The sequence below is a fragment of the Agreia sp. Leaf244 genome, assembly GCF_001422695.1.
Taxonomy (GTDB): Bacteria; Actinomycetota; Actinomycetes; order Actinomycetales; family Microbacteriaceae; genus Agreia.
In genome coordinates, this window is record NZ_LMLX01000003.1 from 324714 (window position 1) to 349324 (window position 24611).

Genomic DNA, 24611 nt, shown 5'->3' on the forward strand with positions numbered 1-24611 from the left:
GGGAACCACGGGCTGAATGCCCCGACATGAACCCTCTTACGACTCGCCTCTCACGCTCGCGGCAATGGCAGGCAGGTCCTTCGTGAGAGTGGTCCAGACGATCCGATAGTCCGTCTGGCGGTAATTGTGACCGAGCCTGTTCCGCATTCCCCGGAGATCAGTCCAGCTGATATCCGGATGTCTTTCCTGCACCTCCATCGGCATCCGGTCTGCCAGCTCGTGGAATTTGATGATGATCGCGTCAGCGGCGTGCCGAGCGAGCCTGCCGCCGTCGCTGAGAAAGACATCCGCTCCCGCCTCGACTATGGCAGCCGAATCGACGACGAGTTCCTGCATGTGCATGACGAGCTCGGCGGTCACCGAGACTTTGAGCTGAGCAGGGCGCGCATCGTCGGGATCAATGGCCCGAAACCGCGCCCGTTGTTCGTCGGTCACAGTGGCACGGCTTCCGCCATGATCCGGTCGAGTATCGGGTTGGGGGCCGCCCGATCGCTCACCACGTCGACTGGGTACCCGAGCAACTCCGACGCCTCGCGTTCGAACCCGGCTTCGTCGAGCAGGCTGGCCTCATCACTGAAAGACACGAGCAGATCGACGTCGGACCTGGGCGTATCGGTTCCGTGCACGGCCGACCCGAACACCTTCACCTGCAGGATGTGATACTTCCGGCCGATCGCGATGACCTCGTCAGCATGCGCTTCGAGCACCTCGGAGGGACGCTGTTTGGCTACGGAGAGTATCCGCTCGACAGTTGCCGGTTCCGGCCTGATGACTCCGCGCTCGTATGCGGAAAGTTTAGGTTGCGAGATCCCCGAGAGCGCGGCGAGGTGGGCCTGCGTCATTCCCGCAGTCGCCCGAGCAGAGCGGATGCGCGTGGCTGCGTCGGTCATGAATCCCTCCATCTCTCCGTCTCAATATATCCCGAGGTCTATCGCGAAGACAGACCCAGGATGAACGTCTTATCGGGGCCGACTCCGCGCCGTCGCCGCTGCCCGGAAGACGATCCACGCGACCAGAACGGCCAATGCGGCTCCTGAGATCGCTCCGAGCTCGGTTCGTACCTCGCCGCACAACACGTCGCCCACCGTTCTCCTCCCGTTCGCCGGAAAGAACCGACCGGCAATTCGAAGCAACTACCGTGCCTCTGTGACCCTGACTCCCGTGAGACGCATGCGAAGATGGATGATCGCGCCGTTGGTCGCGGTCGCGATGGCGCTCGTGTTCCTTCCCGCCTGGAGAGCCTCCGCGCATCCGGCCGGCACCACGGGTCTTCTCGTCACGATCCAGTCGGATGCGGTCGAGATCACGATGCAGATTCAAGAGGCCGGGTTCACGGCGGCGACGGGGTACGAGGTCACAGACCAGGCCGCGCTCGACGCGGTGTCAGACAACCTCATGACGTTCATCCTCCATCGCGTCAGCGTGGCGGACAGCGTCTCCGCCCTCACTCCGACCGTGGTCTCGAGCCCCGAACTCGTGCCGATCAACGGAGAGAATGCGATCGAGACGACGGTGCGGTTTGCGGACCCTGGGCGCAGCATCGAGGGTGCGATCACTCTCGACTACTCCTTCATCCTCGACGTGGTTCCGGCACATCAGGTCTATGTGGCCCTGGTGAGCGACTGGAACAACGGGCAGATCGCCGAGGGCGACCCCGAGGTGGTGGCCGTACTCGGTGGCGGGGTCACCGAGGTGACGCTCGACCGCAGCTCCCCCGCGCCGGCGAACGGCTTCTTCTCCGTCATCTGGCTCGGCATGCTCCACATCGCGGAGGGCACCGACCATCTGCTCTTCCTGTCGACGCTCCTCGTCGTGGCGCCCTCACTCGCTTCTCGTGCGAAACGGGGATACCGCTGGAACCAGCCGATACCGCTGAAGAAGACCATCGGTCGCGCGGCCCTCATCATCAGCTGCTTCACGGTCGGTCATCTCGTGACGCTCGCGCTCGTGTCACTCGGACTCATCTCCTTTCCCACGAAGCCCGTCGAGATCCTGGTGGCCGTGTCGATCATCGTCGCCGCGATCCACGCCATCCGCCCCATCGTGCCGCGAGGAGAGCTGCTCATAGCCGGGCTGTTCGGTCTGGTGCACGGCACCGCGTTCGCAACGACGATCCTCGACCTCAACCTCGGTTTCGGCGAGAAGATCCTGGCGATCCTCGGGTTCAACGTGGGCGTAGAGCTGGCGCAGCTCATCGCCGCGGTGCTCGTGCTGCCGCTGCTCATCCTCCTGTCCCACGCACGCGTCTTCGGCGGATTCCGCACGGCCGTCGCGGGGATCGCGATCATCGCCGCCGCTGCGTGGATCGTCGGCATCAGCACGGATCAGAACTCGGTATTGCAGCCCGTGTTTGACCAGATCGCCCGCTTCCCGATCGCCTTCTACCTCGCGCTCGTCGTGATCGTGGTGGGGCTGTGGTATTTCGCGCGCACTCGGCGCCCCGAGAACGCACGCGCGGAGGAGACGCGCACGGAGGTGCTTCAGCCGTGAGCACCGCATCGACCACTCTGATGATGAGACGACTCCGTCAGGCCGCTGCCAAACCGATGCGTAGCGTCGGCGTCGTCGTGCTGGCGGCCGCGCTCCTCGCGCCCGCCGCGACGGCCTTCGCATTCACCGACGACGACCCGGCATCCTCGCAGTCCGAGGAAATCGGGGTGCGCATCCCCGACCGCTCGGGGATTCCTCCGACGACCTCCCCCACGGCGACTCCGACCGTGAGTCCGGCTCCGCCGCCATCACCCGCTCCAGCGCCCCATCACGGCGGCGCTACCGGCGAACTCCCCGACACGGGCGCCGACTGGTCGTCGCTGTGGCCCGGCGCCCTGCTGGCTCTCGGCCTGACCGTCGCGGGCACGGTGCTGATCGCGGCACGCCGCCGTCGAGCCCGCCAGCGCGCGAGCTGATCCGCCCGATCGACGATGTTCGTCAGCTGACTCGCTCGTCAGCTGACACAGAAGGGCCCCGCCGATCGCGCGACCGGCGGGGCCCCCTTCGTGCACGGCTACTCGGCTGCCGCGCCGGCCTTCACCCGCTCCTGCTCGAGCGCCTTGGCGACGGCCGCGTCGACCTCGGCCTCCCGCCGCTTCTCAGCCGACTGCTTGCGCACGCCCCGTGCACGGAACAGGAAGTACACGCCGACGGCCACCAGCAGCACGATCACGAGCAGCGTCCACGGAATGGCGGGTCCGCCCGCGGTGCCGGAGACATCGGCGATCGGCGAGGTGGAGCCGGAGGCATCCAGAACCAACGGCGTGACGGTGGTCGACGCGAGAAGCGCGAAGAGCGGGGCCACCCCGGGCAGCGTCACCGTCTGCGTCCACGATTCTCCGGGCAGCAATTCGGGCACCTCGTCGACGGCGGGCGCATCCATGCCGAACATGCCGAAGGGGCCGCTGAGATGCGTCGCCGGCTGGGCCGAGATGGCCGCGTTGCCCGAGTTGTGCAGGGTGTACGTCACCGTGGCATCGCCACCCGCGAACGGGTTGAGACCGCCGCCCCAGGCGACGGCCATGTCCTCCACGGCCAGCGCCGGCGCGATCTCGCCGCCCACCCGCAGATTGACCCGGATGCCGAGCCGCCGGTCGACGTTGACCCCCGCGTCGGCGTCAGGCACGGTCAGTGAGGTCACAACGCCACCCGCGTAGTCTCCTGGCGTGGCGTCGGCCGGCACGGCGACCGTGAACGGCACCGTCGCCGTCTCACCGGCCGCGACTGTGACCGACGGGTTCTCCGTGGTGATCCAGGCGCCCACGCCGTGCGACTCCTCTCCGGCGACGAGCAACGAGAGCTGCCCGTCTTCCGACGTGGAACCGTCGGACGCGTAGACCCCCAGCTCCACGGGGTCCACTCCGTGGTTGGCGACGACGATCGAGTCGTAGATGGTGCCACCCGGATCGATCGTGTAGCTGTAGTTGGTTCTCTCCGACCCGTATTCGTTGGAGGCGGTTCGCACCGTCCAGGTGACCGGATCGGTTTCGGCCGCCATCGCGGGCGCGACGACGGGCGCGAGAACGAGGAGAGCGGCGAGCGCCGCGGTGGACCACGCGCGGATGCGGGCCCCGGGACGAGAGGAGACGGAGGGTGGGTTCACGGGAGACCTTCGGTGTGAGGGGCGATGCGGGGTGAAAACGGGGATGTCCGTGGGAGGAGGAACTTCGTCCCTCCCCCCACGGACGTGGTGGGCTCAGCTCAGTGTCAGCCGGCCAGGGCTGTGAGCGTCAGGGTGGCGCGGTAGCTACCCTTGGCGGTGTCGACCGGGAGCTTCAGGTCGAGATTCGCTCCGAGAAGCGCCTCGCCCTTCGGGTGGTCCTGAGCGCCGGAGCCGAGCACACGGTCGACCGAGAGACCCTTGCCTCCGTCGTCGAAGCCCGACGCGACAGACGTGCCTGCGACGGCGCCCGCTCCATCGGTGACGACCTTCGGAGTCCAGCCCATGTAGCTGCCGGAGAAGGTCTTGTCACCGTCGGTGAACTCACCGAGCACGGCGGTCAGCGACCACGGAGACAGCGACGACCGGGTGTCGGACACCTTGATCGGGTTGATCTCGCCGGCCGCCTCGAACGCGCCGTTGTTCTCCTGCGCGGTGCCGAGGTCGACGAGGCCGTTCTGGCCGTCGATCGTCCAGCCGAACTCGCCGGGGGCCGCGGCCGGGACGGCGACCTGGATGTCTTCGCCGTCGCCGTGGTAGGGGTGGATGGTCACCGAGTCGATGACCGAACCGACGCCGTCGACGGGTGCGTTTGCGCCCTCGGTGCCGCACCAGCCCACCTTGCCGAGCTCGACCGCCGCGTTGGGCGCATCGCAGGTGCCGGAGCGGATGCCCTCGACCACGAGGGCGTCGGCCTTGACCTGCACCTTGACGTAGCTGCGCACGTGCTCCTGGTTCTGAGCGGAGTTGTACCAATAGCTGCTCGGGTTCAGCGGGTCTGCACCGTTGCCGGCACCGGAGGTGCCGCTGTTGTCGGGAGCGGTGATGTCGTAGTACTTCGAGCCGGAGGCCGAGTTCGCCGTCATGTAGATGACGCCGCCCTCACCCACGAACACGTCGTTCTGACCGGGCTGCTCGTCGGGGTTGGCCTTCTCGCCGTTCGCGATCTCGTAACTGCGGGTGTAGACGTGGTCGTGTCCCTGCAGAACGAGGTCGACACCCAGCTTCGAGAAGGTGGTCGGGAAGTCGACGCGGCGGACCTTGTTGTCGGCATCCTTCGCGTGGGCTGCGGCCGAGTAGATCGAGTGGTGGTACGTGAGCACCGTGTACTTCGCGTCGGCGCCGTGGGCGTTGACGACGTCGGTCACATACTGCACGTGCGCCGCGTCACCGCCACCGGTGGCCGAGTTGTAGCTGTTGCTGTTCAGGTCGATGAAGAGCACATCCTTGTAGATGTACCAGTAGTCTCCGCCCGAGTCGGTCGCCGTGTTGCCGTTGCGGTAGTACGCCGCCGAACGGTCGGTGTTGGGCGTATAGAAGTGCTGCTCGTAGGCCTTGCCGCCCACGTCGTGGTTGCCGATCGTCGCAGCCCAGGGGTACTGGCGCAGCTGATCGGGCGCCATGAAGGCGTCCCACTGCGGCTCGGTGTTCGCGGTCTCGACCTGGTCGCCGCCCGACACGAGCAGTTCGGCGTTCGGGTTAGCGGAGAGCGCGACGTTCATGGTGTCTACCCAGCCCGCCTGGTCCTTCGCGATGTCGCCCGACGATCCGATCTGCGGGTCGCCGAAGAACAGGAAGTCGAAGTCGCCCTCGAAGGACTGCGTCTTGAACGAGTACGTGGTCGACCAGTTGCCCTCGGAGCCGACGCGGTAGGAGTACTGCGTGTTCTCCGCGAGCCCGGACAGGGTGGCGTGGCGGTTGAAGCCCGTGGTGGTCGTGTTCGCGGCTCCGGATGCGGCGAACGTGGTGACTGAGGTGACGAAGTCGCCGTTGACCAGAGCCGAGCTCGGGGCGAGCTGCACGAGCTGGGCGGTGTCGGCCGTGGAGTACCAGCTGATGTTGCGCTGGGCCTCGTCGGAACCGACGCCGAGCACGATCCCGGTGTAGGAGGCGGTGTCGGCCGCATACGCGACGGTCGGGCCGGCGAGGGAGCCGCCGAAGACCAGAGCCGCGCTGACCGCTGCGGCGGAGAGCCACAGGGCTGCTCGGCCCCTCGGCCTGGTGGGAACTGCCAGAAGCATGAGTCTTCCGTTCTGTTGAAAGAGGTGTTGGAGAAGATGTGATGTGGATGGTGCGGGTCCACGACGTGCAGGCCCAACGGGAACTATCGAGCCTGAAGATTTCCTTCGGCTTAACGGTCGGTGTTGTGGGCACTGTCACTCAGGCAAACACCCCGTGATGGTGAGGTGGCGGCCGGGTGTCACGTCGCGCAGAGCGCGCAACGTTTGCCAGAAAGGGACTCGTTCGCAACCACACCGACACCGCGGTGAGGCATTCTTCAGGCGACCTGTCCCTCTTTCGCAAGGAACCTCCGTGCCGCCTCGCCCCCACCTCCTCGCCGCTGTCGTCGCGGCATCGCTCGTCTTGGGTCTCGCGGGATGCGCGAGCGCGGACTGGAACTCACCGCTCCCGACGACCACGCCGATCGGCACACCAGATGCCGGGTTCATGCCCGACATCGCGCCCTCGCCTGAGGCGACCGTGAACCCGGAGGCCGGGTCGTGGGCTGATGTGCGGCCCTCACCCGGATACCGCGTGGTGCTCCTCACCTCCGGTGATGACGTCACGACGCAGACGCTCACCACGGCGGTCACCGAGTGGGCACAGGCATCGGATGTCGACCTGCGCCACGTCGAGACGGGCGCCAACCCGATCGACGGAATCGTCGAGGCCATGGAGATGAAGCCCGAATTGATCGTGACCGCCGGGCAAGATCTCATCGATCCGCTCTCGCTCGTGACGCCGAACCACCTCAACATGCGTTTCCTGGTGCTGGGCGCCGAACTCGCGGAACCCACCTACAACGTCACCGCGGTCGAATGGTCGGGCGCCGGTTTCCGGGGCGAGGGACTCGGCTCGGCTACGCTCTTCGACGAGAGTTCGTTCAGCCCGGGGCGCTGCGCCGACGCCATCCGGGCCGGCACCGCCGCCGTACTCTCGGGCACGACCGGCATCGTGCTCTGGATCGAGTGAGAGCTTTGACAAGAAAGGCCCGGATCGCCGGGCCTTTCCTGCTGGCTCCGTTACGCGTTGCTCAATCAATTCGCTCGAGCACCTTTCGGCGGCTCTGAGCCGATTCGCTATGCCCAGCCCCGGCGAGAAGTCGCTCGATGCCACCCACTTAGGGGACATCAAGTCCCATGCTTTGTTTGCGTCTGCGGTCAACCTGTGCTGAGTTTGTGCATGAGCGAATTCACGAAGAACGTAGTCCCGAGAGGGCGACTGGCAGTAAAGGCGCTACATGGGGCAGCCGCTGTACTCTTCATAGCGGCCGTTGTATATGCGGGTCTCATCGCGTTCGTGAGCGGCACGGTTGAGAGTTTTCAGGACGGTGCCGGTATTCAAGCAAGCATTCCGATCGCTATCTCTATTGCGGTTGTTGGCCTTGTTCTTGCCGTTGCAGCCTTTCTCATCTCTCGAACCGCTGGTCCCAGCAAACACCGCACCGACTAACGTCCAAAAAACACCACCGATCCGCTTTCCGGCTTTGAGCACAGGAGCTTGGAGGTCTAACAGGGCGAAAGCCCTATCGACCCTTCCCTTTGTGTAAATTTCGAGACGGCTGTGCCTGCCAGCGCGACTGCATGCATAGGGCAGGGGTGACGGGATCTCCTCCTCCGCACTGGCACTCACGCGGGTATCCATCACCACTCCGATATCCCGTCGGCTTAAACAAAAAAGACCCGAATCATCGGGTCTTTACTGCTGGGGTACCTGGACTCGAACCAAGAACAAAAGAATCAGAATCTTCCGTGTTGCCAATTACACCATACCCCACTGCATCAGAACCGAAGCCCTGACCGAGAGTCAACACTAGCCTACGCGGGGGCTGCACTCAAACCGAGTGAGCCCGTTCGTCGAGACGGACACCCGTTCGTCGAGCTTGTCGAGACGGATGCCCTTCGACAAGCTCAGGGAACGGGACGACAAGCTCAGGGGACGGGCAGGGCCTACAGCGAGCCGATCAGGTAGCGGTTGATCACTGCAGCCGCGCGGGCGCCCTCGCCGGCCGCCACGATCAGCTGGTGCGGACCCGGAGGAACCACGTCGCCTGCCGCGTAGATGCCCGCCACAGGGGTGCGACCGTCGGCGTCGGCCTCGATCCAGCCGTCGGCCGTCTCGGGGATCTCGAGCGACGACGCATACTCCAGCTTTGTCTCCCACAGGGGACGAACGAAGCCGCCCGTGCGCGGGATGACCTCGCCGTCGACCAGCTGCACGCCCGTAAGGCCCGACCGGTCACCCACGACATCGGCGATGGCTCGCCTTTCGACCCGGATGCCGCGCGCGGCCAGCGACGCCTCGTCGGCCTCCGAGACGGTTCCGACTCCGTTGGTGAAGACGATCAGGTCGCTCGACCACTGCGAGATGAGCAGCGCCCGCTCGGCGAGGTCGTCGCTTTCGCCGATCAGCGCGAGGGGCTCGTCGCTCTTCTCGAAGCCGTCGCATTCGACGCAGCTGTGCAGGCTCGAGCCGTAGTACGACCGAACGCTCGGCAGTGCGGGCAGGGTCTCGCTGAGACCGGACGCGATGAGAACGGTGGATGCGGTCACGTCGACCGCTCCCCCACCACGGATCGCCGTGGCCTGCACCCGATACTCGGGCCGGCCTCTCAGCTGCTCCGCCGGGGTGCCCGCCGCATCCGACACCGAGACGCTCGTCACGAGGGCCTGCTGGAACAGCGCACCCGGGTACGCCTCGAACTCGGCCCGGCCGGCCTTGCGCAGCTCGAGCGGAGAAACGCCGTCGCGCGTGATGAAGCCGTGGCTTTTGAGCGTGGCGGAGTGCCGGGGCCGGTTGCTGTCGATGAGAAGCACGCGGCGGCGGGCTCGCACGAGGTTGAGCCCGGCCGACATGCCCGCAGGCCCCGCGCCGATGATCACACAGTCGACGTGTCCTTCGACGGGCGCAGCGGCCTGGGGCCGCGAGATCTCGATCATGGCCTAGCCCAGCTTGCTCGAAAGACGGTCGATGCGAGCGATGGACTCCGCCTTGCCGAGCAGCTCGAACGACTCGAACAGCGGCGGCGACACCTTGCGCCCCGAGGCTGCGACGCGCAGCGGACCGTAGGCGATGCGCGGCTTGAGGCCGAGGCCATCGATGAGCGCAGCCTGCAGAGCGGCCTGGATCTCGGCCGCGTTCCAGTTGCTCTCTTCGACGAGTTCGATGGCGTTCATCGACGCGCTGAGCACGAGCCCGGCGTTCTCGGGAAGCCCGGCCAACGCATCCGGCTGGTACTCGAGGTTCGCGCCCTGCACGAACAGGAAGCCGAGCATCGCCGGGGCATCGCCCAGCAGCGCCATACGCTCCTGCACGAGCGGCGCGGCCTTCAGCAGCAGCTGCTCCTCGTAGTCGTTGAGCGGCTCGTTCAGGATGCCGTCACGCACGAGATAGGGAATCGTGCGGGCCGCGAAGTCGACCGGGTTGAGCAGCCGGATGTGGTCGCCGTTGATCGACTCCGCCTTCTTCAGGTCGAAGCGCGCCGGGTTGGGATTGACATCTTTCACGTCGAACGCCGCGACCATCTCGTCGATGGAGAACACGTCGCGATCGTGGGTAAGCGACCAGCCCAGCAGAGCGAGGTAGTTGACGAGGCCCTCGGGAATGAAGCCGCGGTCGCGGTGGTGGAAGAGGTTGGACTCGGGGTCGCGCTTCGACAGCTTCTTGTTGCCGTCGCCCATGACGTAGGGCAGGTGGCCGAACTGCGGCACCCACTCGGCCACACCGATGTCGATGAGCGCGTGGTACAGCGCGATCTGCCGGGGCGTCGACGAGAGCAGGTCTTCTCCGCGCAGCACGTGCGTGATGTGCATCAGTGCATCGTCGACCGGGTTGACGAGCGTGTAGAGCGGGGCGCCGTTCGGGCGTACGACCACGAAGTCGGTGAACGAGCCCTCGGGGAACGTGATGTCGCCGCGCACCAGATCGGTGAAGCTCAGCTCGGTGTCGGGAACGCGCAGGCGGAGCGCCGGCTGGCGACCCTCGGCCTTGAACGCCTCGCGCTGCTCCTCGGTGAGCGTGCGGTCGAAGTTGTCGTAGCCGAGCTGCTTGGCGCGACCGGCGGCCTCGTTGCGCGCGTCGATCTCCTCCGCGGTCGAGAAGCTCTCGTAGAGGTGGCCGGAGGCCTTCAGCTTCTCGATGACCTCAAGGTAGATGTCGGTGCGCTCCGACTGGCGGTAGGGCGCGTCGGGGCCGCCGACGTCGATTCCCTCGTCCCAGTCGAGGCGCAGCCAGCGCAGCGCGTCGAGCAGCTGGCCGTAGCTCTCCTCCGAGTCGCGCGCCGCGTCGGTGTCTTCGATGCGGAAGACGAGCTTGCCGCCCGTGTGCCTGGCGTACGCCCAGTTGAACAGGGCGGTGCGGATCAGGCCGACGTGGGGCGTACCGGTGGGCGACGGGCAGAACCGGACGCGAACGTCGGTGCCGGTCGCGGTGGACACGGGGTGCAGGGAGGTATCAGACATACGCTCCTAATCCTACCGATCCTCACCGTTTCCCACCGATCCTCACCGTTCCCTGAGCTTGTCGAAGGGGAAGGTGCCGGGGAGTTTCCCTTCGACAAGCTCAGGGAACGGGCAGCGGGCTCAGGGAACGGCGGGCTGGGTCAGAGAACGGCGGGCTCAGCGGTTCTTGGCCGGGTTGCTCAGCAGGCCGAGTCCCTCGATCGAGACCTCGACCTTCTGTCCGTCGGTGAACGGGCCGACTCCGGCCGGGGTGCCCGTGAGGATCACGTCGCCCGGCAGCAGCGTCCACACGCTCGACGCGAACGCGATGATCTCGGGGATCGAGTGGATCATCTGCTTCGTGTTGCCGCTCTGGCGCAGCTCGCCGTCGACGCGCACCTCGATGGCGGCATCCGAGAAGTCGAACTCCGTCTCGATGACCGGGCCCAGCGGGCAGAACGTGTCGTACCCCTTCGCGCGGGCCCACTGGCCGTCGGCCTTCTGGATGTCGCGGGCGGTCACGTCGTTCGCGATCGTGTACCCGAAGACGACGTCGGCGTAGTCCTCTTTCTTCACGTCGCGGGCGATGCTGCCGATCACGATGGCGAGCTCGCCCTCGTGCTCGACCTGCGAGCTCTCACGCGGCAACTGGATGGCGTCGCCCGGCCCGATCACGGACGTGTTGGGCTTCAGGAAGATCAGCGGGGTCGTAGGCGCCTCGCCGCCCATCTCCGCGGCGTGGTCGGCGTAGTTCTTGCCGACGGCGACCACCTTGGAGCGCGGAATGACCGGCGCGAGCAGCTTGACCGTGGCGTCGAGCGGAACCCGCTCTTCCGTGGTCTCGTAGCCGACGAACATGGGGTCGCCCACGAGAACGACGATCTCCGTCTCATCGACGATTCCGAATCGGGGCTCTCCCCCGCTGACCGTAAAGCGCGCAATTTTCACGCTTCCGAGCCTAGTGCGAACGCTACGCTATCGAAGGGCGAGCATCCCCTCGCCCGTCAGTGAGCAAGCCTCGAGGAGCACACCCATGTCCGACTATTCCTTCGGCGGAGCAGCCGACATCGACCGCGCCATCGGATTCCTCGTGAGCCTCGACAACGAGCAGCGCAACGCCCTCGCCGTGCTCGAGATCGACCAGGCCATCGACGAGCTGCAGGCCGAGTACGTGAAGGTTCAGGCAGACCCAGAGCACGTTCCGAGCAACGAGTTCATCGCAGCGCTCAGCGGCTACCTCGAGATGGCCGACGACCGCGAGCGCCAGTAGCGCCTGCGGCTCTGCCCTTCGACAAGCTCAGGGAACGGCGGCGCCTACGCGTCGAGGCGGGTCAGCCATCCGTTCACGTCGGGGATGCGCCCGTACTGGATGTCGGTGAGCTCCTTGCGCAAAGACATCGTGAGCTCGCCGGCCGGAGCATCCGGATCGCCGATCACGAAGTCGGCGCCCTTGAGCGCAGCGATCGGCGTGACCACGGCGGCGGTGCCGCATGCGAACACCTCGACCACGTCACCGGACGCGACACCGTCGCGCCACTCGTCGAGCGTCACCCTGCGGTGCTCGACATTGTGGCCGCGGGCCTTGGCCAGCTCGATGATGCTGTCGCGGGTGACGCCGTCGAGGATGCTCGGTGACTCGGGGGTAACGAGCGTGCCGTCTTTCTTCACCAGGAACACGTTCATGCCGCCGAGCTCCTCGAGGTATTTGCCCTCCGACGAGTCGAGGAACAGCACCTGGGCGCAGCCGTGCTCGTACGCCTCCTCCTGTGGCAGCAGCGACGAGGCGTAGTTGCCGCCCGTCTTCGCCGCTCCCGTGCCGCCGCGGCCGGCGCGCGCGTAGTCGGTCGACAGCCAGATCGACACCGGCGTCACGCCCCCGGGGAAATACGCTCCGGCGGGGCTCGCGATCACGTAGTAGCCCACCTTCTGGGCGCTGCGCACACCGAGGAAGCTCTCGTTGGCGAACATGAAGGGCCGGATGTAGAGGCTCGTCTCGCCGCCCTCGGGCACCCACGCGCCGTCGGCCGCGATGAGCTGCTTGAGCGATTCCACGAAGTCTTCGGTCGACAGCTCGGGCAGGGCGAGGCGGCGGGCCGAGCGCTGCAGGCGCTCGGCGTTCTTCTCGGGGCGGAAGGTCCAGATCGAGCCGTCGGCGTGACGGTAGGCCTTCATGCCCTCGAAGATCTCCTGCGCATAGTGCAGAACGGATGCCGCGGGATCGAGCAGCAGCGGACCGTACGGCACGACGGCGGCGTTGTGCCAGCCACCGGACAGGGTCCAGTCGATCTGCACCATGTGGTCGGTGAAGTGCTTGCCGAAGCCGGGGTCGGCGAGGATCGCCTCGCGCTCGACCTCAGCCCGCGTCGCCTCCGACGGCGTGAGGGTGAAGGTGAGGGGGAAGGTGGTGTCGAGATCGGTCATTGCGAGTTCCTTAGTCGAAAAGGTTCGGTGTCAGCGGGCGAGCGATGCGGCGACTGCGTCGCGGATGGCGTCGCCCACGGCGCTCGTCGTGCGCGGGTGGTCTGCCTGCCGGGTCGCGATGTCGGCCGTCACGGCGTCGCGAACCGTGACCGCGGCATCCGGAACCCCGAGGTGATCGAGGAGCAGTGCCACCGACAGGATCGCGGCCGTGGGGTCGGCGATCTGCTTGCCTGCGATGTCGGGCGCGGATCCGTGGACCGGCTCGAACATGCTGGGGAAGGCTCCGTCGGGGTTGATGTTGCCCGAGGCCGCCAGGCCGATTCCGCCGCTGATTGCGCCGGCCAGATCGGTGAGGATGTCGCCGAAGAGGTTGTCTGTGACGATGACGTCAAATCTAGCAGGATCGGTGACGAGGAAGATCGTGGCCGCGTCGACGTGCAGGTAGTCGACGGCCACGTCGGGGTATTCGGCCCCGACCGTGTCGACAAGCCGACGCCAGATGCCGCCGGCGAAGGTGAGCACGTTGGTCTTGTGCACGAGGGTGAGCTTTTTGGCGGGGCGCGACTGGGCCAGCTCGAAGGCGAAGCGCACGACGCGCTCGACGCCGAATGCCGTGTTGATCGACACCTCGTTGGCGATCTCCTGCGGCGTGCCCACGCGGATGGCACCGCCGTTGCCCACGTAGGGGCCCTCCGTTCCCTCGCGCACGACCACGAAGTCGACGTCGCCCGGGTTCGACAGCGGGCTGGCGACACCGGGGTAGATCGTGGTGGGGCGCAGGTTCACGTAGTGATCGAGCGTGAAGCGCAGCTTCAGCAGCAGTCCGCGCTCGATGTTGGCGTCGGCGAGGCGCGGGTCGCCCGGCACTCCCCCGACGGCCCCGAGAAGAATCGCGTCGTGCGACGAGATGGATGCGAGATCGTCGTCGGTCAGCACGTCGCCGGTGGAGAGAAAACGGGTCGCCCCCAGCGAGAACTCCGTCTTCTCCACGGTGAGGCCCGCGGAGGGGGCCACGGCGTCGAGCACCTTCACGGCCTCGGCGACGACCTCGGGGCCGATGCCGTCTCCGGGAATGACGGCGAGTCTGATGGTGCGCGACATAGTGCTCCTGCGTTGGATCGGTGCGGAATCGATACGTGCAAGATTACTTGGCTGCACGCAGCACCCCGCTTCGTTTCGATCGTGTAAATGACCTGTAACGCGTTGTCGCAACGCACGCCTCTGCGCGTTCGGCGGTCCTAGGCTCCGAGGATGACAGTGATCGATCCCGTAAAAACGCAACTCGTCGAGCCCGGGGGCATCGAGCCCATTCCCTCGAACAGGCGACACGGTTCGCCGTGGCAGCTGTTCGCCACCTGGACCTCGCCCAACCTCGAGTTCGCCACGATCTTCGTGGGTGTGATCGCTGTCCTCTACTTCGGGCTGAGCTTCTGGCAGGCCGTCGCGGCCGTGCTGCTGGGCAATTTCCTGGGCAGCCTGAGCCAGGGCTTCCTGTCGACGTGGGGGCCGCGCGAGGGTCTCGCCCAGATGCTGCTGGGTCGCACGGCATTCGGCTTCTGGGGCAACATCGTGCCCGCCGGGCTCAACACCGCCATGGCCGGGCTCGGCTGGTTCGCCGTCAACTCCATCAGCGGGGCCTTCGCCCTGGCCACGCTCACGGGCCTGAGCCCCGTTCTCACCCTGATCATCGTTGTGGTCGTCGAGGTGACCGTGGCCTTCGTCGGCCATGACATCGTTCAGCTTTTCGAGCGCTACGCCATGTTCGTGCTGGGCGCCATCTTCCTCATCGCCGGCATCTTCATCCTGGCCAACGCCGACACCGCGGCGCCGGCGGCCGGCGACGGCACCGACGGCTTCGGCGGTTTCGCCGGCTTCATGCTCGCCGCCGGCGCAGCGTTCGGCTACACGGCCGGCTGGAACCCCTACGCGGCGGACTACACGCGCTACCTGCCCGCCGCGACGAACCGCAGAACCATCGCCGTCGCATCCGGTCTCGGCAATTTCGTGTCGACCAGCTTTCTCATGATCGTGGGCGCGGCATCCGCGACCGTCGTTCACAGCGGTCTGGCCGACGATGCCAGCCCGACCGACTCGTTCACCGCGGGTATGCCGGGCTGGATCTCGGCGATCACGCTGCTCGCCATCGCTGTGGGCGCCATCTCGGCGAACGCGCTGAACATCTACTCCGGGTCGATGTCGTTCCTCGCGATCGGGATCAAGATCCCCTTCGAGCGCCGTCGGGCCATCGTGGCGCTCGGATTCGGTGTGCTGGGCTTCGTGATCGCCCTGCTCGCCCTGCCCGACGCCGGAGCGAGCTACGAGAACTTCCTGCTCGTGATCGCCTACTGGATCGCTCCCTGGCTCGGCATCGTTCTCGCCGACCGCTGGCTCCGCCGCGGCACGGCCGTGCTGGCACTCGTCGTCGACGAGAAGAACAAGTACCGCAACCCCGCAGGCATCATCGCGTTCATCGTCGCGGCGGTGGTCTCGATCGGGCTCTTCTCCAACCAGGCCGTCTACGTGGGCCTTATCGTGCTGGTCGCGCCTGAGATCGGCGATCTCACAGCACTGGTCGGCTTCGTCGTCGCCGCGCTGCTGTACGTCGTCGTCTTCCGCATCATCCGGCCGGTGCTGGGGCCTCCCCTGTCGGCCGAGACGACCACGATGCCGGCCGAGCGAGTGGAGGCCTCCGCGTGATCTACGAGACCGACGCAGACAAGTTGGCCGTCGCCCGCGACGAGGCGAGAAAAGGAGCCGCGGAAGGCGGCATCCCGATCGGCGCCGCCCTGTTCACCAGCGCGGGGGTCCTGCTCGGCAGCGGCCACAACCGCCGTGTGCAAGACGGTGACGCGGCGATGCACGCCGAGACGAACGCCTTCCACAACGCCGGGCGCCAGCTCAGCTATCGCGACACGGTGATGGTCACCACGCTTTCGCCGTGCTGGTACTGCTCGGGCCTCGTGCGCCAATTCGGTATCGGTCGAGTCGTGGTCGGCGACGACCAGAACTTCTTGGGCGGGCAGGACTGGATCGCGGAGCACGGCTGCGACGTCACCGTGGTCAACGACCCCGAGCTCATCGCCATGATGGCCGAATTCATCGAGACGAATCCGGCACTGTGGAACGAGGACATCGGCGAGGAGTAGCCTCACCCCGTTCGGTAGGATCGCAACGGTGAGCGAACGCCTTCCGGTAGACCGTGCGTCGGCGGCGGATGCCCGGCCGTCGGCCGCCGAGGGTATCGGCTCCGAAGTGCGCGCGGCCCGAGTCCAGCTCGGAATCAGCATGCGCGAGCTCGCGGCTCGAATCGGCACCTCGCAGCCCTTCGTCTCGAACATCGAGAACGGTCGCATCTTCCCGAGCCTGCGCACCCTCGGCCGGCTCGCTGCAGCCCTCGAGGTGCCCGTCGCACGCCTGCTGCCCAGCAGCGACCGGGTCGAGCGCGTCGCCGCCTCGAAGATCGGGCGGGCACGCTCGCGCAGCGAGGGCCCTGTGCGACCCCTGCTGACCACGGGCGACCTTCGAGGAGTGCGGATCGAGCTCGCTCCCGGAGAGGTCGAGCGACGACCCGTGGTGCACGAGGGCGAAGAGTTCCTCGTCCTGCTCCAGGGCGTGCTCGTCTTGCTGCGGGAGGGACTCCCCCCGTTGCGAATGGAGGGCGGCGACACCCTCTGGCTGGATGGCACCGTGCCGCATCGCTTCGCCTGCCCCGACGAGTCGGCCGTGCCGGGCTCCGCCTTCATCGCCCTCGTCGGGCGCGACGCACTGGACGCGCACTCGTGATCGCCGAGGAGTGGGAGCTCGGGGTCGGAGCCCGCGTGCGCACCGCCCGCGAGGAACGAGGGCTGACCACCCGGGCGCTCGCCAGCCTCGCGGGGCTGTCGCAGTCGCTGTTGTCAGATGTCGAGAATGGCCGCACCCTGCCCAGCGTCGCCTCGCTCTACGCGATCGCGGAGGCACTCGGAACGGGACCCGCCGAGCTGCTCCCCCAAGACGACGACAGCGCCCGGCTCACCGAGCACGGGGTGCCCCTGCCCTCCGCGGGGCCGGGCGAGGCCGTGTCGACACGGATGCTCTACGGAGCACCGGGTCGCCGCATCGAGGCGTACATGTCCAGTTATCCGCCGGGGCAGACGGACCCGGAACCCTTCCAGCACTCTGGCGAGGACATCATCATGGTGCTCGAGGGGCGCATGACGCTCACCGTCGGCGAGCGCGACCAGGAACTGCGGGCGGGCGATGCCGCGTGGCTCGATTCCTCGGCTCCGCACTCCATCCAGCCCCTGGGGCGCAGCGGCGTGCGCATCATCGTGATCACCGCACGCTGAACGGCCGGCGCTTCGCAGAGACGTCGTTCAGGCGGACGACGGCAGGGCCACGGTCGAACCCGTGTGATAGACGAGCGGTCGGGCGCTTCGATGCGCGCTCGCTCCGACGACCTCCAGCACGACGACGACATGGTCGCCGGTCGGAATGGCACTCAGGATCCGGCACTCGAGCCAGAGGCGCGCGCCGGAGATGAAGACCGCCCCGTCCGCCGTGCGGCCGAGCACGGATCCGTCGAACCGGTCTCCGCTGCGTGACGCGAGCCGGCGGACCGCCTCGGTATTGTTCTCCGACAGCACCGAGACGCCGATCCGTGCGGCGTTCTTCAGCGACGCCCACGTCTGCGATTCACGCTGTATCGAGACGAGTGCGCACGGAGGGTCGAACGATGCTCCGACGGTCAGCGAGGTCACGATCATGCCCACCGCGCGCCCATCGACGTCGGCGCAGATCGCCGCGACGCCGGCCGGATATTCGGCGAACATCTGCCGCACGGCCGCAGGGTCGGACGGAACGGATGGCATGGTCACCCGATCGGAGTCATCGTCGGGCGATTCGAACTCGGCCCACGGCTGCGTCCACTCCATGGCTCTCCATTCCCGAGAGCCTTGAGAACTCACGTCTGGTCCCGAGCCTCCCGCCGCTACATTTCGCGTGCGTTACGGGGCTGAGAACGATGTGTAACAGTTATCGCAGCCTGCCGCCAGTCTGCTCTGACAGCGTCTTTCCGTCGCTTGTCGGTCATTCGTGTGGCGTGCAATGATCGGTCTGAGATATCACCCGGATCGGGTGACGGCATAGTCAGCAGGGAGATCGCATGGTCAAGCAACTCGTCCTCGGGGCGTTCGAGGAGTTCACCCCGAACTTCATCGCCAACGCGTGGCACCACGAGCGAGGAGACACCAGTGCGTTCGCGACGCTGGAGTTCTGGCAGGATTTGGCGGCCCGCTTGGACACCGCCGGATTCGACTTCTTTTTTCTGGCAGAGGCCATCGGCTATCCGATGAACGACGCGGGGCAGGTGCCCGAGGCCGTCATCCGCGACGCCGTTCAGTTCCCCGTGCACGATCCGCTCGCGCTGATCTCCGGACTCGCGACCGCTGCCCCGCGCATCGGCTTCGTCGCAACGGCATCGACGACGGCCCAGCACCCGCTGCTCAACGCCCGCACCTTCACCACCCTCGACCACCTCACCGGCGGACGCATGGGCTGGAACATCGTCACGAGTGACAATCAGCAGGCGCTCGTGCGCCTGCTGGGCCAGACGGATGTGACGCCGCACGACGAGCGCTACGCTCGCGCGACCGAATTCGTCGACCTCTCGCTGAGGCTCTGGGAGGAGGCCTGGGACGACGGGGCGGTCCTCGCAGACAAGGCGACCCGCACATTCTCCGATCCCGCGAAGGTGCACCGCATCGAGCACCAGGGCAAATACTTCCGGTTCGACGGCTACTTCCCCGCCACTCCGTCGCCGCAGCGCACCCCCACCCTCTTCCAGGCCGGCACCTCAGCGGCCGGCACCGCCTTCGCCGCCCGCTATGCCGAATGCGTGTTCACTCAGGACAGGGAAACCGCGCGACTGAAAGCGACCGTCGCCCGCCTGCGAGCCCAGGCCGTCGCGGCAGGCCGACCGGCCGACTCCGTCAAGATCATCAACGGGGCGAGCTTCGTCATCGCCGACACGGTGGAAGAGGCGCAGCGCCTGCGGGCGGAACTCAACGCCACCCCCACGAGAGAGGCGACCGCGGCCCTGTTCCTCGGCTGGTCCGGAGTCGACCTCGGCGCCCTCGACCCCGACGCCACACTCGACTCCGTCTCGACCGAGGTGGGCCACACGATGATCGAGATGTGGCGGAATCCTAACGGCACGAGCCCGACCGTCGGCGAGATCCTCGACTCGCTCGCCTCGACTTTCGGCGGGATGCGCTTCACCGGAACTGCCGAATCGATCGCGACCGAAATCGCGGCTCTCGTGGAGGAGACCGACATCGACGGGTTCCTCGTCGAGAACTGGTACGGCGGCTACGAGGGCTACCGCGACTTCGTCGAACAGCTGATGCCTGTTCTGCAAGAGCGAGGTCTTCTGCCCGACGTCGCCCGATCTGGCACCCTCCGCAGCATGCTGACCGGAGAGCCCGACGTGCCGGAGTGGCACCCTGCCCGCGCCGTCCGCGGCGCCCAGAGCAGCGCACAGAGCGGCGCCTGACGCGATGGACGAGCCCCTCGACGGCGCCACAGAGGCGCTCCTCCTCGCGCTGCCCAAGGTCTCTCTGCACAACCACCTGATCGGCGCCGTGTCGGCCCGGACCGTGCTCGATCTCGCCCGCAAGCACGACGTCGTCCTCGACGGCGGCCGCGACGCGGAGTCACTGTACGACCACGACTCCTACGAGGACCTCGACGAGTTCCTGCGCGTCCTCGATGTGGCCGGTTCGGTCATGCGCGACGCCGACGACTTCCGCAGAGTCGCCTTCGAGACCCTGACCGACGGAGGGGCGGCGCTCGGCGTTGTGCACCGAGAGATCTTCCTCAGTCCACCGGGGCATCCGGGCGTGCCGTATCGCACGATCATCGACGGAGTGCTGGCGGGCATGCGCGAAGCCGAGGCGGAGACGGGCATCACCAGCCGAATGGTGATCGGCCTCAACCGCAACGACTCCGCGTCGGCGGCCGTCGAGCTGGTCGAACAGGTGATCGAGTACCGCATCGACGAGGTCGTGGGCATCGGGCTCGACTATTCCGAGTTGATCGGACCTCCGGCGCGGTTCGTCGAAGCATTCCGACTCGCCGGCCGCTCGGGGCTCCACCGCACCGCCCACTCCGAGAGCGGCCCGCCCGCGAACATCGAGGTCATCCTCGACGAGCTCGGCGGAGAGCGGATCGACCACGGCTACCACGTCGTCGACGACGACCGGATCACGGCGCGATGCGTCGACGAGGGAATCACCTTCACCTGCACTCCCGTGAGCTCGGACATCGGCCGGTATTCCGGAAGCGGCGACGGCTCACACCGACGGATCGCGCAGATGGTCGACGCGGGCCTGCGTATCACCATCGACTCCGACGATCCGCCGATGTTCGGCACGGACGCCGTCAACGACTTCCGGGCGCTGGCCCGCGCCCTCGGCTACGGCCTGCCCGAGTTCGCCGGCTTCACCCGGAATGCGGTGAAGGCGGCCTGGCTGGATGACAGCGATCGAGCGACCCTGAATCAAGCCGTCGAGTCGCGGCTGTCAGCCCTCGGAGCGCACCCGGCGCAGTGACACAAGCGCCAGCACGATGGCCAGCGCCATGAGCCCGACCCCGATCCCCGAGGTCAGCACCACGCCGCTGTCGAACGACTCACGGGCCGACTCGAGCAGCCGGTAGCCCGCGGGCCCGCCGATCGACTCCGCCACCGAGACGGCGCCGCCGAGCGTCTCGCGCGCGGTCGCGGCGTTCTCGTCGGCCAGTCCGGCGGGCAGGGTGACCCCGGCCCGGTAGGCGGCCGTCAGGATGCTGCCCAGCACCGCCGTGCCGAGAACGGCTCCCAGCTCGTACGACGTCTCGGACACTCCGGATGCCGCGCCGGCCTTATCGGCGGGCACCGACGAGATGATGAGGTCGTTCGAGATCGTCTCTGCCGCGCCGATTCCGAGGCCGAGCACCGCGAAGGCGATCGCCAGCGTGGTCTCGGTCGCCTCTTGGCCTGTGACCATGATGATCGCGTATGCCGCACCGGCCAGCGCGAGCCCCGTGGCGACCACGAAGCTCGGCCTGACCAGGCGCACGATCGGCACGACCACGAGGCCGGCGACGATCATGACGATGAGTCCGGGCACCAGGGCGAAGGCGGCGTCGAGCGGGCTCAGTCGCAGAACGAGCTGCAGGTGCTGCGAGACGAAGTAGAGGAAACCCACCAGCGAGAAGACGCTCACGAGGTTGATCAGCACGGCGCCGGTGAAGGCCCCACGACGGAACAGTCTCATGTCGAGCATCGGATTCTCCCGATTCAGCTGCCGCCGCACGAACAGGATTCCCGCCGTCACGCCGACGAGCACGAGCAGCATCTGCGACCACTCGAAGCCGTGCGTCGCGAACTCCTTGATCGCGAAGACGATCGGCACGAGCGTGACCATCGTGAGGCCGATGCTGACGAGGTCGATGCGGCCCGGGTTCGGATCGCGCGACTCCGGAACCAGCAGCGGCGCGAACACGAGAAGAGGAATGAGCACGGGCACGGCGATGAGGAAGACGGAGCCCCACCAGAAGTGCTCGAGCAGGATTCCACCCACGATCGGGCCCAGGGCCGATCCTGCCGCGAATCCGGCGGCCCAGATGGCGATGGCCAGCCGACGCTGCTCGCGATCGAGGAAGATGCTGCGCAGCAGGGAGAGCGTCGACGGCATGAGCATGGCGCCGAAGAAGCCCAGGCCGACCCGCGCGAGGATCAGCAGTTCGGCCGTGGGCGCGAAGGCGGCCACGATCGACACGAGAGCGAAGCCTGTGGCGCCGATCAGCAGCAGCCGACGGCGACCCCAGCGGTCGCCGAGGTTGCCCATCGCGACGAGGAGGCCGGCGAGCACAAGCGGGTAGGCGTCGATGATCCAGAGCTGGGCCGCGGCAGACGGGCGGAGCGACTCGGAGATGACGGGCAGGGCGAAGCTCAGCACGGTGTTGTCGACGCTCGAGATGAGCACGGGCAGCATAAGAACGGCCAGCGCGAACCAGTTGCGAACGGATGCGCGGGGCGGCCGCCCGTCGTCGGTGCGCAGGGCGGCTGTGGGTGTGGTGAGGAGAGCCATGATCTGAGTTCTTCGTTTCGAGTCGAGAAGTGGTGCACGTTCACTATACCGTCCAGTCGGTACAGTAGCTATCTCCTCAACGGATGGACCCCTACCGTCATTCCCGAAAGCGTAAGGAAATCGTGCGGGGTGATACCCCGGGCTGCCGGGGCGGCTACCATCGAAGCGATGCCCGACACCCCAGAGAACCCGCCGATCGACGCCGCCGCGCCCGCCTCGGCATCCACGCGCGACCGAATCATCGATGCCTTCGCCGAACTGCTGGGCGCGAACGGCGAACGCGCCGCGACCCTCGATGCCGTCGCCGCTGCCGCAGGAGTGTCCAAGGGCGGCCTGCTCTACCACTTCGGCTCGAAAGAGGCCTTGGTCGAGGGCGTACTGGAGCGCCTGGCCACGCTCGTGGAGCGCGACGTCGCGGCCATCCGGTCGTCGCCGTCAGGGCCGGTGGCTCACCTGATCCGCACATCCATGGCCACGGGCAGCGCGCTCGACAAAGCGCTCGTCGCCACGTCGCGCCTGGCTCAGGCGTCGAACTCGACGGCACGCGACGCCCTGCGGGCCGCGAACGACGCCTGGTACGGCATCGTGCTCGAGAGCACGGGCGACCCGGTGCTCTCGCGCGCGATCATGCTCATCAGCGACGGGCTCGCCTACGGCTCGGCTTTCCTGCCGGGGTCGTCGACTCCGGAGACGGCCGAGCTCTCGGCATCGGACATCGACGACCTCGTCGACCTGATCACCGAGGTCACGGCCCAGCGCGCGGGGCACTGAGCCTGTCGTTGCCTGAGCCCGTCGTTCACTGAGCCTGTCGTTCCCTGAGCCTGTCGAAGGGCCGGCGGGCGCGCTTCGACGAGCTCAGCGAACGGGCTCCGCTTCGACAAGCTCAGCGAACGATTACTCCGTGAGGTCGATCTCCTGCAGCGAGTCGGCGTCGATGGCCGTGCGCAGCTTCTCGAGCAGCTCTTCGGGGGCGGGCGAGTCGACGGTCAGCACGCTGAGCGCCTTGCCGCCGGCCACGTGGCGAGCGATCTGCATTCCGGCGATGTTGATCTGCGCGTCGCCGAATTCCTTGCCGTAGATCGCGACGATGCCGGGGCGGTCGTCGTAGGTCATCACGATGAGGTGCTCCGCGAAAGGAACCTCGACGTCGTAGCCGTTGATCTCGACGATCTTCTCGATCTGCTTCGTGCCGGTGAGAGTTCCCGACACCGAGATCTGCGATCCGTCGCTCAGCGCGCCCTCGAGCGTGATGAGGTTGCGGTACTCCTCCGACACCGACTCGGTGATCAGGCGAGCAGTCACGCCGCGCTGCTCGGCGAGCAAGGGAGCGTTGACGTACGATACCGTCTCGCTGACGACGTTCGTGAAGATGCCCTTGAGCGCGGCCAGCTTGAGGACGCTCACGTCGAAGTCGACGATCTCGCCGCGCACGATCACGTCGACGCTCGTGAGCGGGCTGTGCGCAAGACCGGAGAACACCTGGCCGAGCTTCTCGACCAGGGGGATGCCGGGTCGGACCGTCGGGTCGATCACTCCGCCGGCGACGTTGACGGCATCCGGAACCAGCTCGCCCGACAACGCGAGGCGAACCGACTTGGCGACCGAGACACCGGCCTTCTCCTGCGCCTCATCGGTGGATGCGCCCAGGTGGGGCGTGACCACGACGTTGGGCAGGGCGAGCAACGGCGAGTCGGTGGGCGGCTCGCTGACGAAGACGTCGAGTCCGGCGCCCGCGATGGTTCCCGCGGTGAGCGCGCGGTGGAGGGCGGCTTCGTCGATGAGGCCGCCGCGTGCGACGTTGACGATGAACGAGGTGGGCTTCATCAGCGCCAGCTGCTCGTCGCTGATCATGCCGGTGGTCTCGGGAGTCTTCGGCATGTGGATGGTGATGAAGTCGCTCTGCGCGAGCAGCTCGTCGAGGCTGAGCAGCGTGACGCCCAGCTGCTGGGCGCGGGCCGAGGTGACGTAGGGGTCGTAGGCCACGACGTTGGTGCCGAACGCCTGCATGCGAGCGGTGATCAACGCGCCGATGCGGCCGAGGCCGATGATGCCGATCGTCTTCTCGTAGAGCTCGACGCCCGTGTAGGCGCTGCGCTTCCACTTGCCGTCGGCCAGGGCCGAATGCGCGGCTGGGATGTGACGGGCGAGGCTCAGGATGTGACCGACGGTGAGCTCGGCGGCCGAGATGATGTTGGAGGTGGGCGCGTTGACCACCATGACGCCGGCCGTGGTAGCCGCCTTGATGTCGACGTTGTCGAGGCCGACACCCGCGCGGGCCACGACCTTGAGCCTGGGAGCGGCGGCGATCGCCTCGGCGTCGACCTTGGTTGCGCTGCGCACGAGGATGGCGTCGGCGGTGGCCAGCGCACTCAGCAGTGCGGGCCTGTCTGTGCCGTCGACGTTCACCACATCGAAGTCGGGGCCGAGGGCATCGACGGTGGCGGGCGACAGTTCTTCGGCGATCAAGACAACCGGTTTCGACACGGAGCG

The 24611-nt window shown here is 67.1% G+C and carries 24 protein-coding genes and 1 tRNA gene; 11 read left to right on the forward strand and 14 right to left on the reverse strand.

Going from position 1 to position 24611, the window contains the following annotated elements; all coding sequences use genetic code 11:
• Positions 1-36 precede the first annotated feature (36 nt).
• On the reverse strand, positions 37-435 hold the full coding sequence (locus ASF06_RS11550; RefSeq protein WP_055947050.1) for a HepT-like ribonuclease domain-containing protein: 399 nt from the start codon (positions 433-435) through the stop codon (positions 37-39).
• Positions 432-890: a helix-turn-helix domain-containing protein gene (locus ASF06_RS11555; RefSeq protein ID WP_157439178.1), complete on the reverse strand. Its 459-nt coding sequence runs from the start codon at positions 888-890 to the stop codon at positions 432-434. The genes ASF06_RS11550 and ASF06_RS11555 overlap by 4 nt, the downstream gene beginning before the upstream one ends.
• A gap of 256 nt (positions 891-1146) precedes the next feature.
• Between ASF06_RS11555 and ASF06_RS11560 the strand changes: the two genes are divergently transcribed.
• Together ASF06_RS11560 and ASF06_RS11565 are read left to right on the forward strand one after the other, a co-directional pair.
• Positions 1147-2490, forward strand: coding sequence for a HupE/UreJ family protein (locus tag ASF06_RS11560; RefSeq protein ID WP_082500887.1), 1344 nt, complete (start codon positions 1147-1149; stop codon positions 2488-2490).
• Positions 2487-2906 (forward strand): hypothetical protein, encoded by a 420-nt coding sequence (locus ASF06_RS11565; protein ID WP_157439179.1) that lies wholly within the window; start codon positions 2487-2489, stop codon positions 2904-2906. Before ASF06_RS11560 ends, ASF06_RS11565 begins: the two co-directional genes overlap by 4 nt.
• 98 nt (positions 2907-3004) lie before the next feature.
• Here the strand turns inward: ASF06_RS11565 and ASF06_RS11570 are convergent, their stop codons facing one another.
• Together ASF06_RS11570 and ASF06_RS11575 are read right to left on the reverse strand one after the other, a co-directional pair.
• Positions 3005-4093: a COG1470 family protein gene (locus tag ASF06_RS11570; protein ID WP_235500983.1), complete on the reverse strand. Its 1089-nt coding sequence runs from the start codon at positions 4091-4093 to the stop codon at positions 3005-3007.
• 104 nt (positions 4094-4197) lie between these two features.
• Positions 4198-6171: a purple acid phosphatase family protein gene (locus ASF06_RS11575; protein ID WP_082500888.1), complete on the reverse strand. Its 1974-nt coding sequence runs from the start codon at positions 6169-6171 to the stop codon at positions 4198-4200.
• Positions 6172-6463: 292 nt separating this feature from the next.
• Here ASF06_RS11575 and ASF06_RS11580 point away from each other — a divergent pair, with 292 nt between their 5' ends.
• Positions 6464-7123 carry a hypothetical protein gene (locus ASF06_RS11580; protein ID WP_055947057.1) on the forward strand — a complete coding sequence of 220 codons (660 nt, stop codon included), beginning with the start codon at positions 6464-6466 and terminating at the stop codon, positions 7121-7123.
• A 264-nt stretch (positions 7124-7387) separates the two neighbouring features.
• Here the strand turns inward: ASF06_RS11580 and ASF06_RS19540 are convergent, their stop codons facing one another.
• The 5 genes from ASF06_RS19540 to ASF06_RS11600 form a co-directional block, all read right to left on the reverse strand.
• Positions 7388-7783 (reverse strand): hypothetical protein, encoded by a 396-nt coding sequence (locus ASF06_RS19540; RefSeq protein WP_157439180.1) that lies wholly within the window; start codon positions 7781-7783, stop codon positions 7388-7390.
• Positions 7784-7855: 72 nt separating this feature from the next.
• Positions 7856-7927: transfer RNA gene (locus ASF06_RS11585), tRNA-Gln, on the reverse strand.
• A 173-nt stretch (positions 7928-8100) separates the two neighbouring features.
• A complete protein-coding gene (locus tag ASF06_RS11590) occupies positions 8101-9090 on the reverse strand; it encodes an NAD(P)/FAD-dependent oxidoreductase (RefSeq protein WP_055947062.1) in 990 nt (329 codons plus the stop codon).
• Between the two features lie 3 nt (positions 9091-9093).
• A complete protein-coding gene (gltX, locus tag ASF06_RS11595) occupies positions 9094-10611 on the reverse strand; it encodes a glutamate--tRNA ligase (protein ID WP_055947066.1) in 1518 nt (505 codons plus the stop codon).
• A gap of 156 nt (positions 10612-10767) precedes the next feature.
• The gene (locus ASF06_RS11600; protein ID WP_055947069.1) at positions 10768-11538 is read right to left on the reverse strand and encodes a fumarylacetoacetate hydrolase family protein; all 771 of its coding nucleotides are present in this window, start codon (positions 11536-11538) and stop codon (positions 10768-10770) included.
• 85 nt (positions 11539-11623) lie between these two features.
• Between ASF06_RS11600 and ASF06_RS11605 the strand changes: the two genes are divergently transcribed.
• Positions 11624-11860, forward strand: coding sequence for a hypothetical protein (locus ASF06_RS11605; protein ID WP_055931112.1), 237 nt, complete (start codon positions 11624-11626; stop codon positions 11858-11860).
• Between the two features lie 44 nt (positions 11861-11904).
• Here ASF06_RS11605 and ASF06_RS11610 read toward each other — a convergent pair whose 3' ends face one another.
• The gene (locus ASF06_RS11610) at positions 11905-13011 is read right to left on the reverse strand and encodes a branched-chain amino acid aminotransferase (RefSeq protein ID WP_055947071.1); all 1107 of its coding nucleotides are present in this window, start codon (positions 13009-13011) and stop codon (positions 11905-11907) included.
• Between the two features lie 30 nt (positions 13012-13041).
• Positions 13042-14112 (reverse strand): 3-isopropylmalate dehydrogenase, encoded by a 1071-nt coding sequence (locus tag ASF06_RS11615; RefSeq protein ID WP_055947073.1) that lies wholly within the window; start codon positions 14110-14112, stop codon positions 13042-13044.
• 150 nt (positions 14113-14262) lie between these two features.
• On the opposite strand from ASF06_RS11615, the gene ASF06_RS11620 reads away from it, so the two are divergent.
• From ASF06_RS11620 to ASF06_RS11635, 4 genes are read left to right on the forward strand one after another with little or no spacing between them, the layout of a single operon-like run.
• A complete protein-coding gene (locus ASF06_RS11620) occupies positions 14263-15708 on the forward strand; it encodes a purine-cytosine permease family protein (protein WP_055947075.1) in 1446 nt (481 codons plus the stop codon).
• Positions 15705-16157, forward strand: coding sequence for a nucleoside deaminase (locus ASF06_RS11625; RefSeq protein ID WP_055947077.1), 453 nt, complete (start codon positions 15705-15707; stop codon positions 16155-16157). Before ASF06_RS11620 ends, ASF06_RS11625 begins: the two co-directional genes overlap by 4 nt.
• A 28-nt stretch (positions 16158-16185) precedes the next feature.
• Positions 16186-16794, forward strand: coding sequence for a helix-turn-helix domain-containing protein (locus ASF06_RS11630; RefSeq protein ID WP_055947079.1), 609 nt, complete (start codon positions 16186-16188; stop codon positions 16792-16794).
• Positions 16791-17339 (forward strand): helix-turn-helix domain-containing protein, encoded by a 549-nt coding sequence (locus ASF06_RS11635; protein WP_055947081.1) that lies wholly within the window; start codon positions 16791-16793, stop codon positions 17337-17339. Before ASF06_RS11630 ends, ASF06_RS11635 begins: the two co-directional genes overlap by 4 nt.
• A gap of 27 nt (positions 17340-17366) precedes the next feature.
• Here the strand turns inward: ASF06_RS11635 and ASF06_RS11640 are convergent, their stop codons facing one another.
• On the reverse strand, positions 17367-17924 hold the full coding sequence (locus ASF06_RS11640; protein WP_055947083.1) for a flavin reductase family protein: 558 nt from the start codon (positions 17922-17924) through the stop codon (positions 17367-17369).
• Positions 17925-18154: 230 nt separating this feature from the next.
• Between ASF06_RS11640 and ASF06_RS11645 the strand changes: the two genes are divergently transcribed.
• Together ASF06_RS11645 and add are read left to right on the forward strand one after the other, a co-directional pair.
• Positions 18155-19543 carry an NtaA/DmoA family FMN-dependent monooxygenase gene (locus ASF06_RS11645; protein ID WP_055947086.1) on the forward strand — a complete coding sequence of 463 codons (1389 nt, stop codon included), beginning with the start codon at positions 18155-18157 and terminating at the stop codon, positions 19541-19543.
• 4 nt (positions 19544-19547) lie between these two features.
• A complete protein-coding gene (gene add, locus ASF06_RS11650) occupies positions 19548-20600 on the forward strand; it encodes an adenosine deaminase (protein ID WP_055947088.1) in 1053 nt (350 codons plus the stop codon).
• Here the strand turns inward: add and ASF06_RS11655 are convergent.
• Positions 20571-22121 (reverse strand): MFS transporter, encoded by a 1551-nt coding sequence (locus ASF06_RS11655; protein WP_157439181.1) that lies wholly within the window; start codon positions 22119-22121, stop codon positions 20571-20573. The two genes, add and ASF06_RS11655, sit on opposite strands and share 30 nt — an antisense overlap.
• 168 nt (positions 22122-22289) lie before the next feature.
• Between ASF06_RS11655 and ASF06_RS11660 the strand changes: the two genes are divergently transcribed.
• Positions 22290-22892, forward strand: a complete 603-nt coding sequence (locus ASF06_RS11660; RefSeq protein WP_082480052.1) for a TetR/AcrR family transcriptional regulator — start codon at positions 22290-22292, stop codon at positions 22890-22892.
• Between the two features lie 123 nt (positions 22893-23015).
• Here ASF06_RS11660 and serA read toward each other — a convergent pair whose 3' ends face one another.
• On the reverse strand, positions 23016-24605 hold the full coding sequence (gene serA / locus ASF06_RS11665; RefSeq protein WP_055947089.1) for a phosphoglycerate dehydrogenase: 1590 nt from the start codon (positions 24603-24605) through the stop codon (positions 23016-23018).
• Positions 24606-24611 lie beyond the last annotated feature (6 nt).

What these genes read in the sequence shown, in the direction of transcription:
- ASF06_RS11555 (WP_157439178.1), bottom strand. Translation starts at nt 890, where the DNA reads ATGACCGACGCAGCCACGCGCATCCGCTCTGCTCGGGCGACTGCGGGA.
- ASF06_RS11575 (WP_082500888.1), bottom strand. Translation starts at nt 6,171, where the DNA reads ATGCTTCTGGCAGTTCCCACCAGGCCGAGGGGCCGAGCAGCCCTGTGG.
- ASF06_RS11590 (WP_055947062.1), bottom strand. Translation starts at nt 9,090, where the DNA reads ATGATCGAGATCTCGCGGCCCCAGGCCGCTGCGCCCGTCGAAGGACAC.
- gltX (WP_055947066.1), bottom strand. Translation starts at nt 10,611, where the DNA reads ATGTCTGATACCTCCCTGCACCCCGTGTCCACCGCGACCGGCACCGAC.
- ASF06_RS11605 (WP_055931112.1), top strand. Translation starts at nt 11,624, where the DNA reads ATGTCCGACTATTCCTTCGGCGGAGCAGCCGACATCGACCGCGCCATC.
- ASF06_RS11610 (WP_055947071.1), bottom strand. Translation starts at nt 13,011, where the DNA reads ATGACCGATCTCGACACCACCTTCCCCCTCACCTTCACCCTCACGCCG.
- ASF06_RS11615 (WP_055947073.1), bottom strand. Translation starts at nt 14,112, where the DNA reads ATGTCGCGCACCATCAGACTCGCCGTCATTCCCGGAGACGGCATCGGC.
- ASF06_RS11620 (WP_055947075.1), top strand. Translation starts at nt 14,263, where the DNA reads ATGACAGTGATCGATCCCGTAAAAACGCAACTCGTCGAGCCCGGGGGC.
- ASF06_RS11640 (WP_055947083.1), bottom strand. Translation starts at nt 17,924, where the DNA reads ATGGAGTGGACGCAGCCGTGGGCCGAGTTCGAATCGCCCGACGATGAC.
- ASF06_RS11645 (WP_055947086.1), top strand. Translation starts at nt 18,155, where the DNA reads ATGGTCAAGCAACTCGTCCTCGGGGCGTTCGAGGAGTTCACCCCGAAC.
- add (WP_055947088.1), top strand. Translation starts at nt 19,548, where the DNA reads ATGGACGAGCCCCTCGACGGCGCCACAGAGGCGCTCCTCCTCGCGCTG.
- ASF06_RS11655 (WP_157439181.1), bottom strand. Translation starts at nt 22,121, where the DNA reads ATGGCTCTCCTCACCACACCCACAGCCGCCCTGCGCACCGACGACGGG.
- ASF06_RS11660 (WP_082480052.1), top strand. Translation starts at nt 22,290, where the DNA reads ATGCCCGACACCCCAGAGAACCCGCCGATCGACGCCGCCGCGCCCGCC.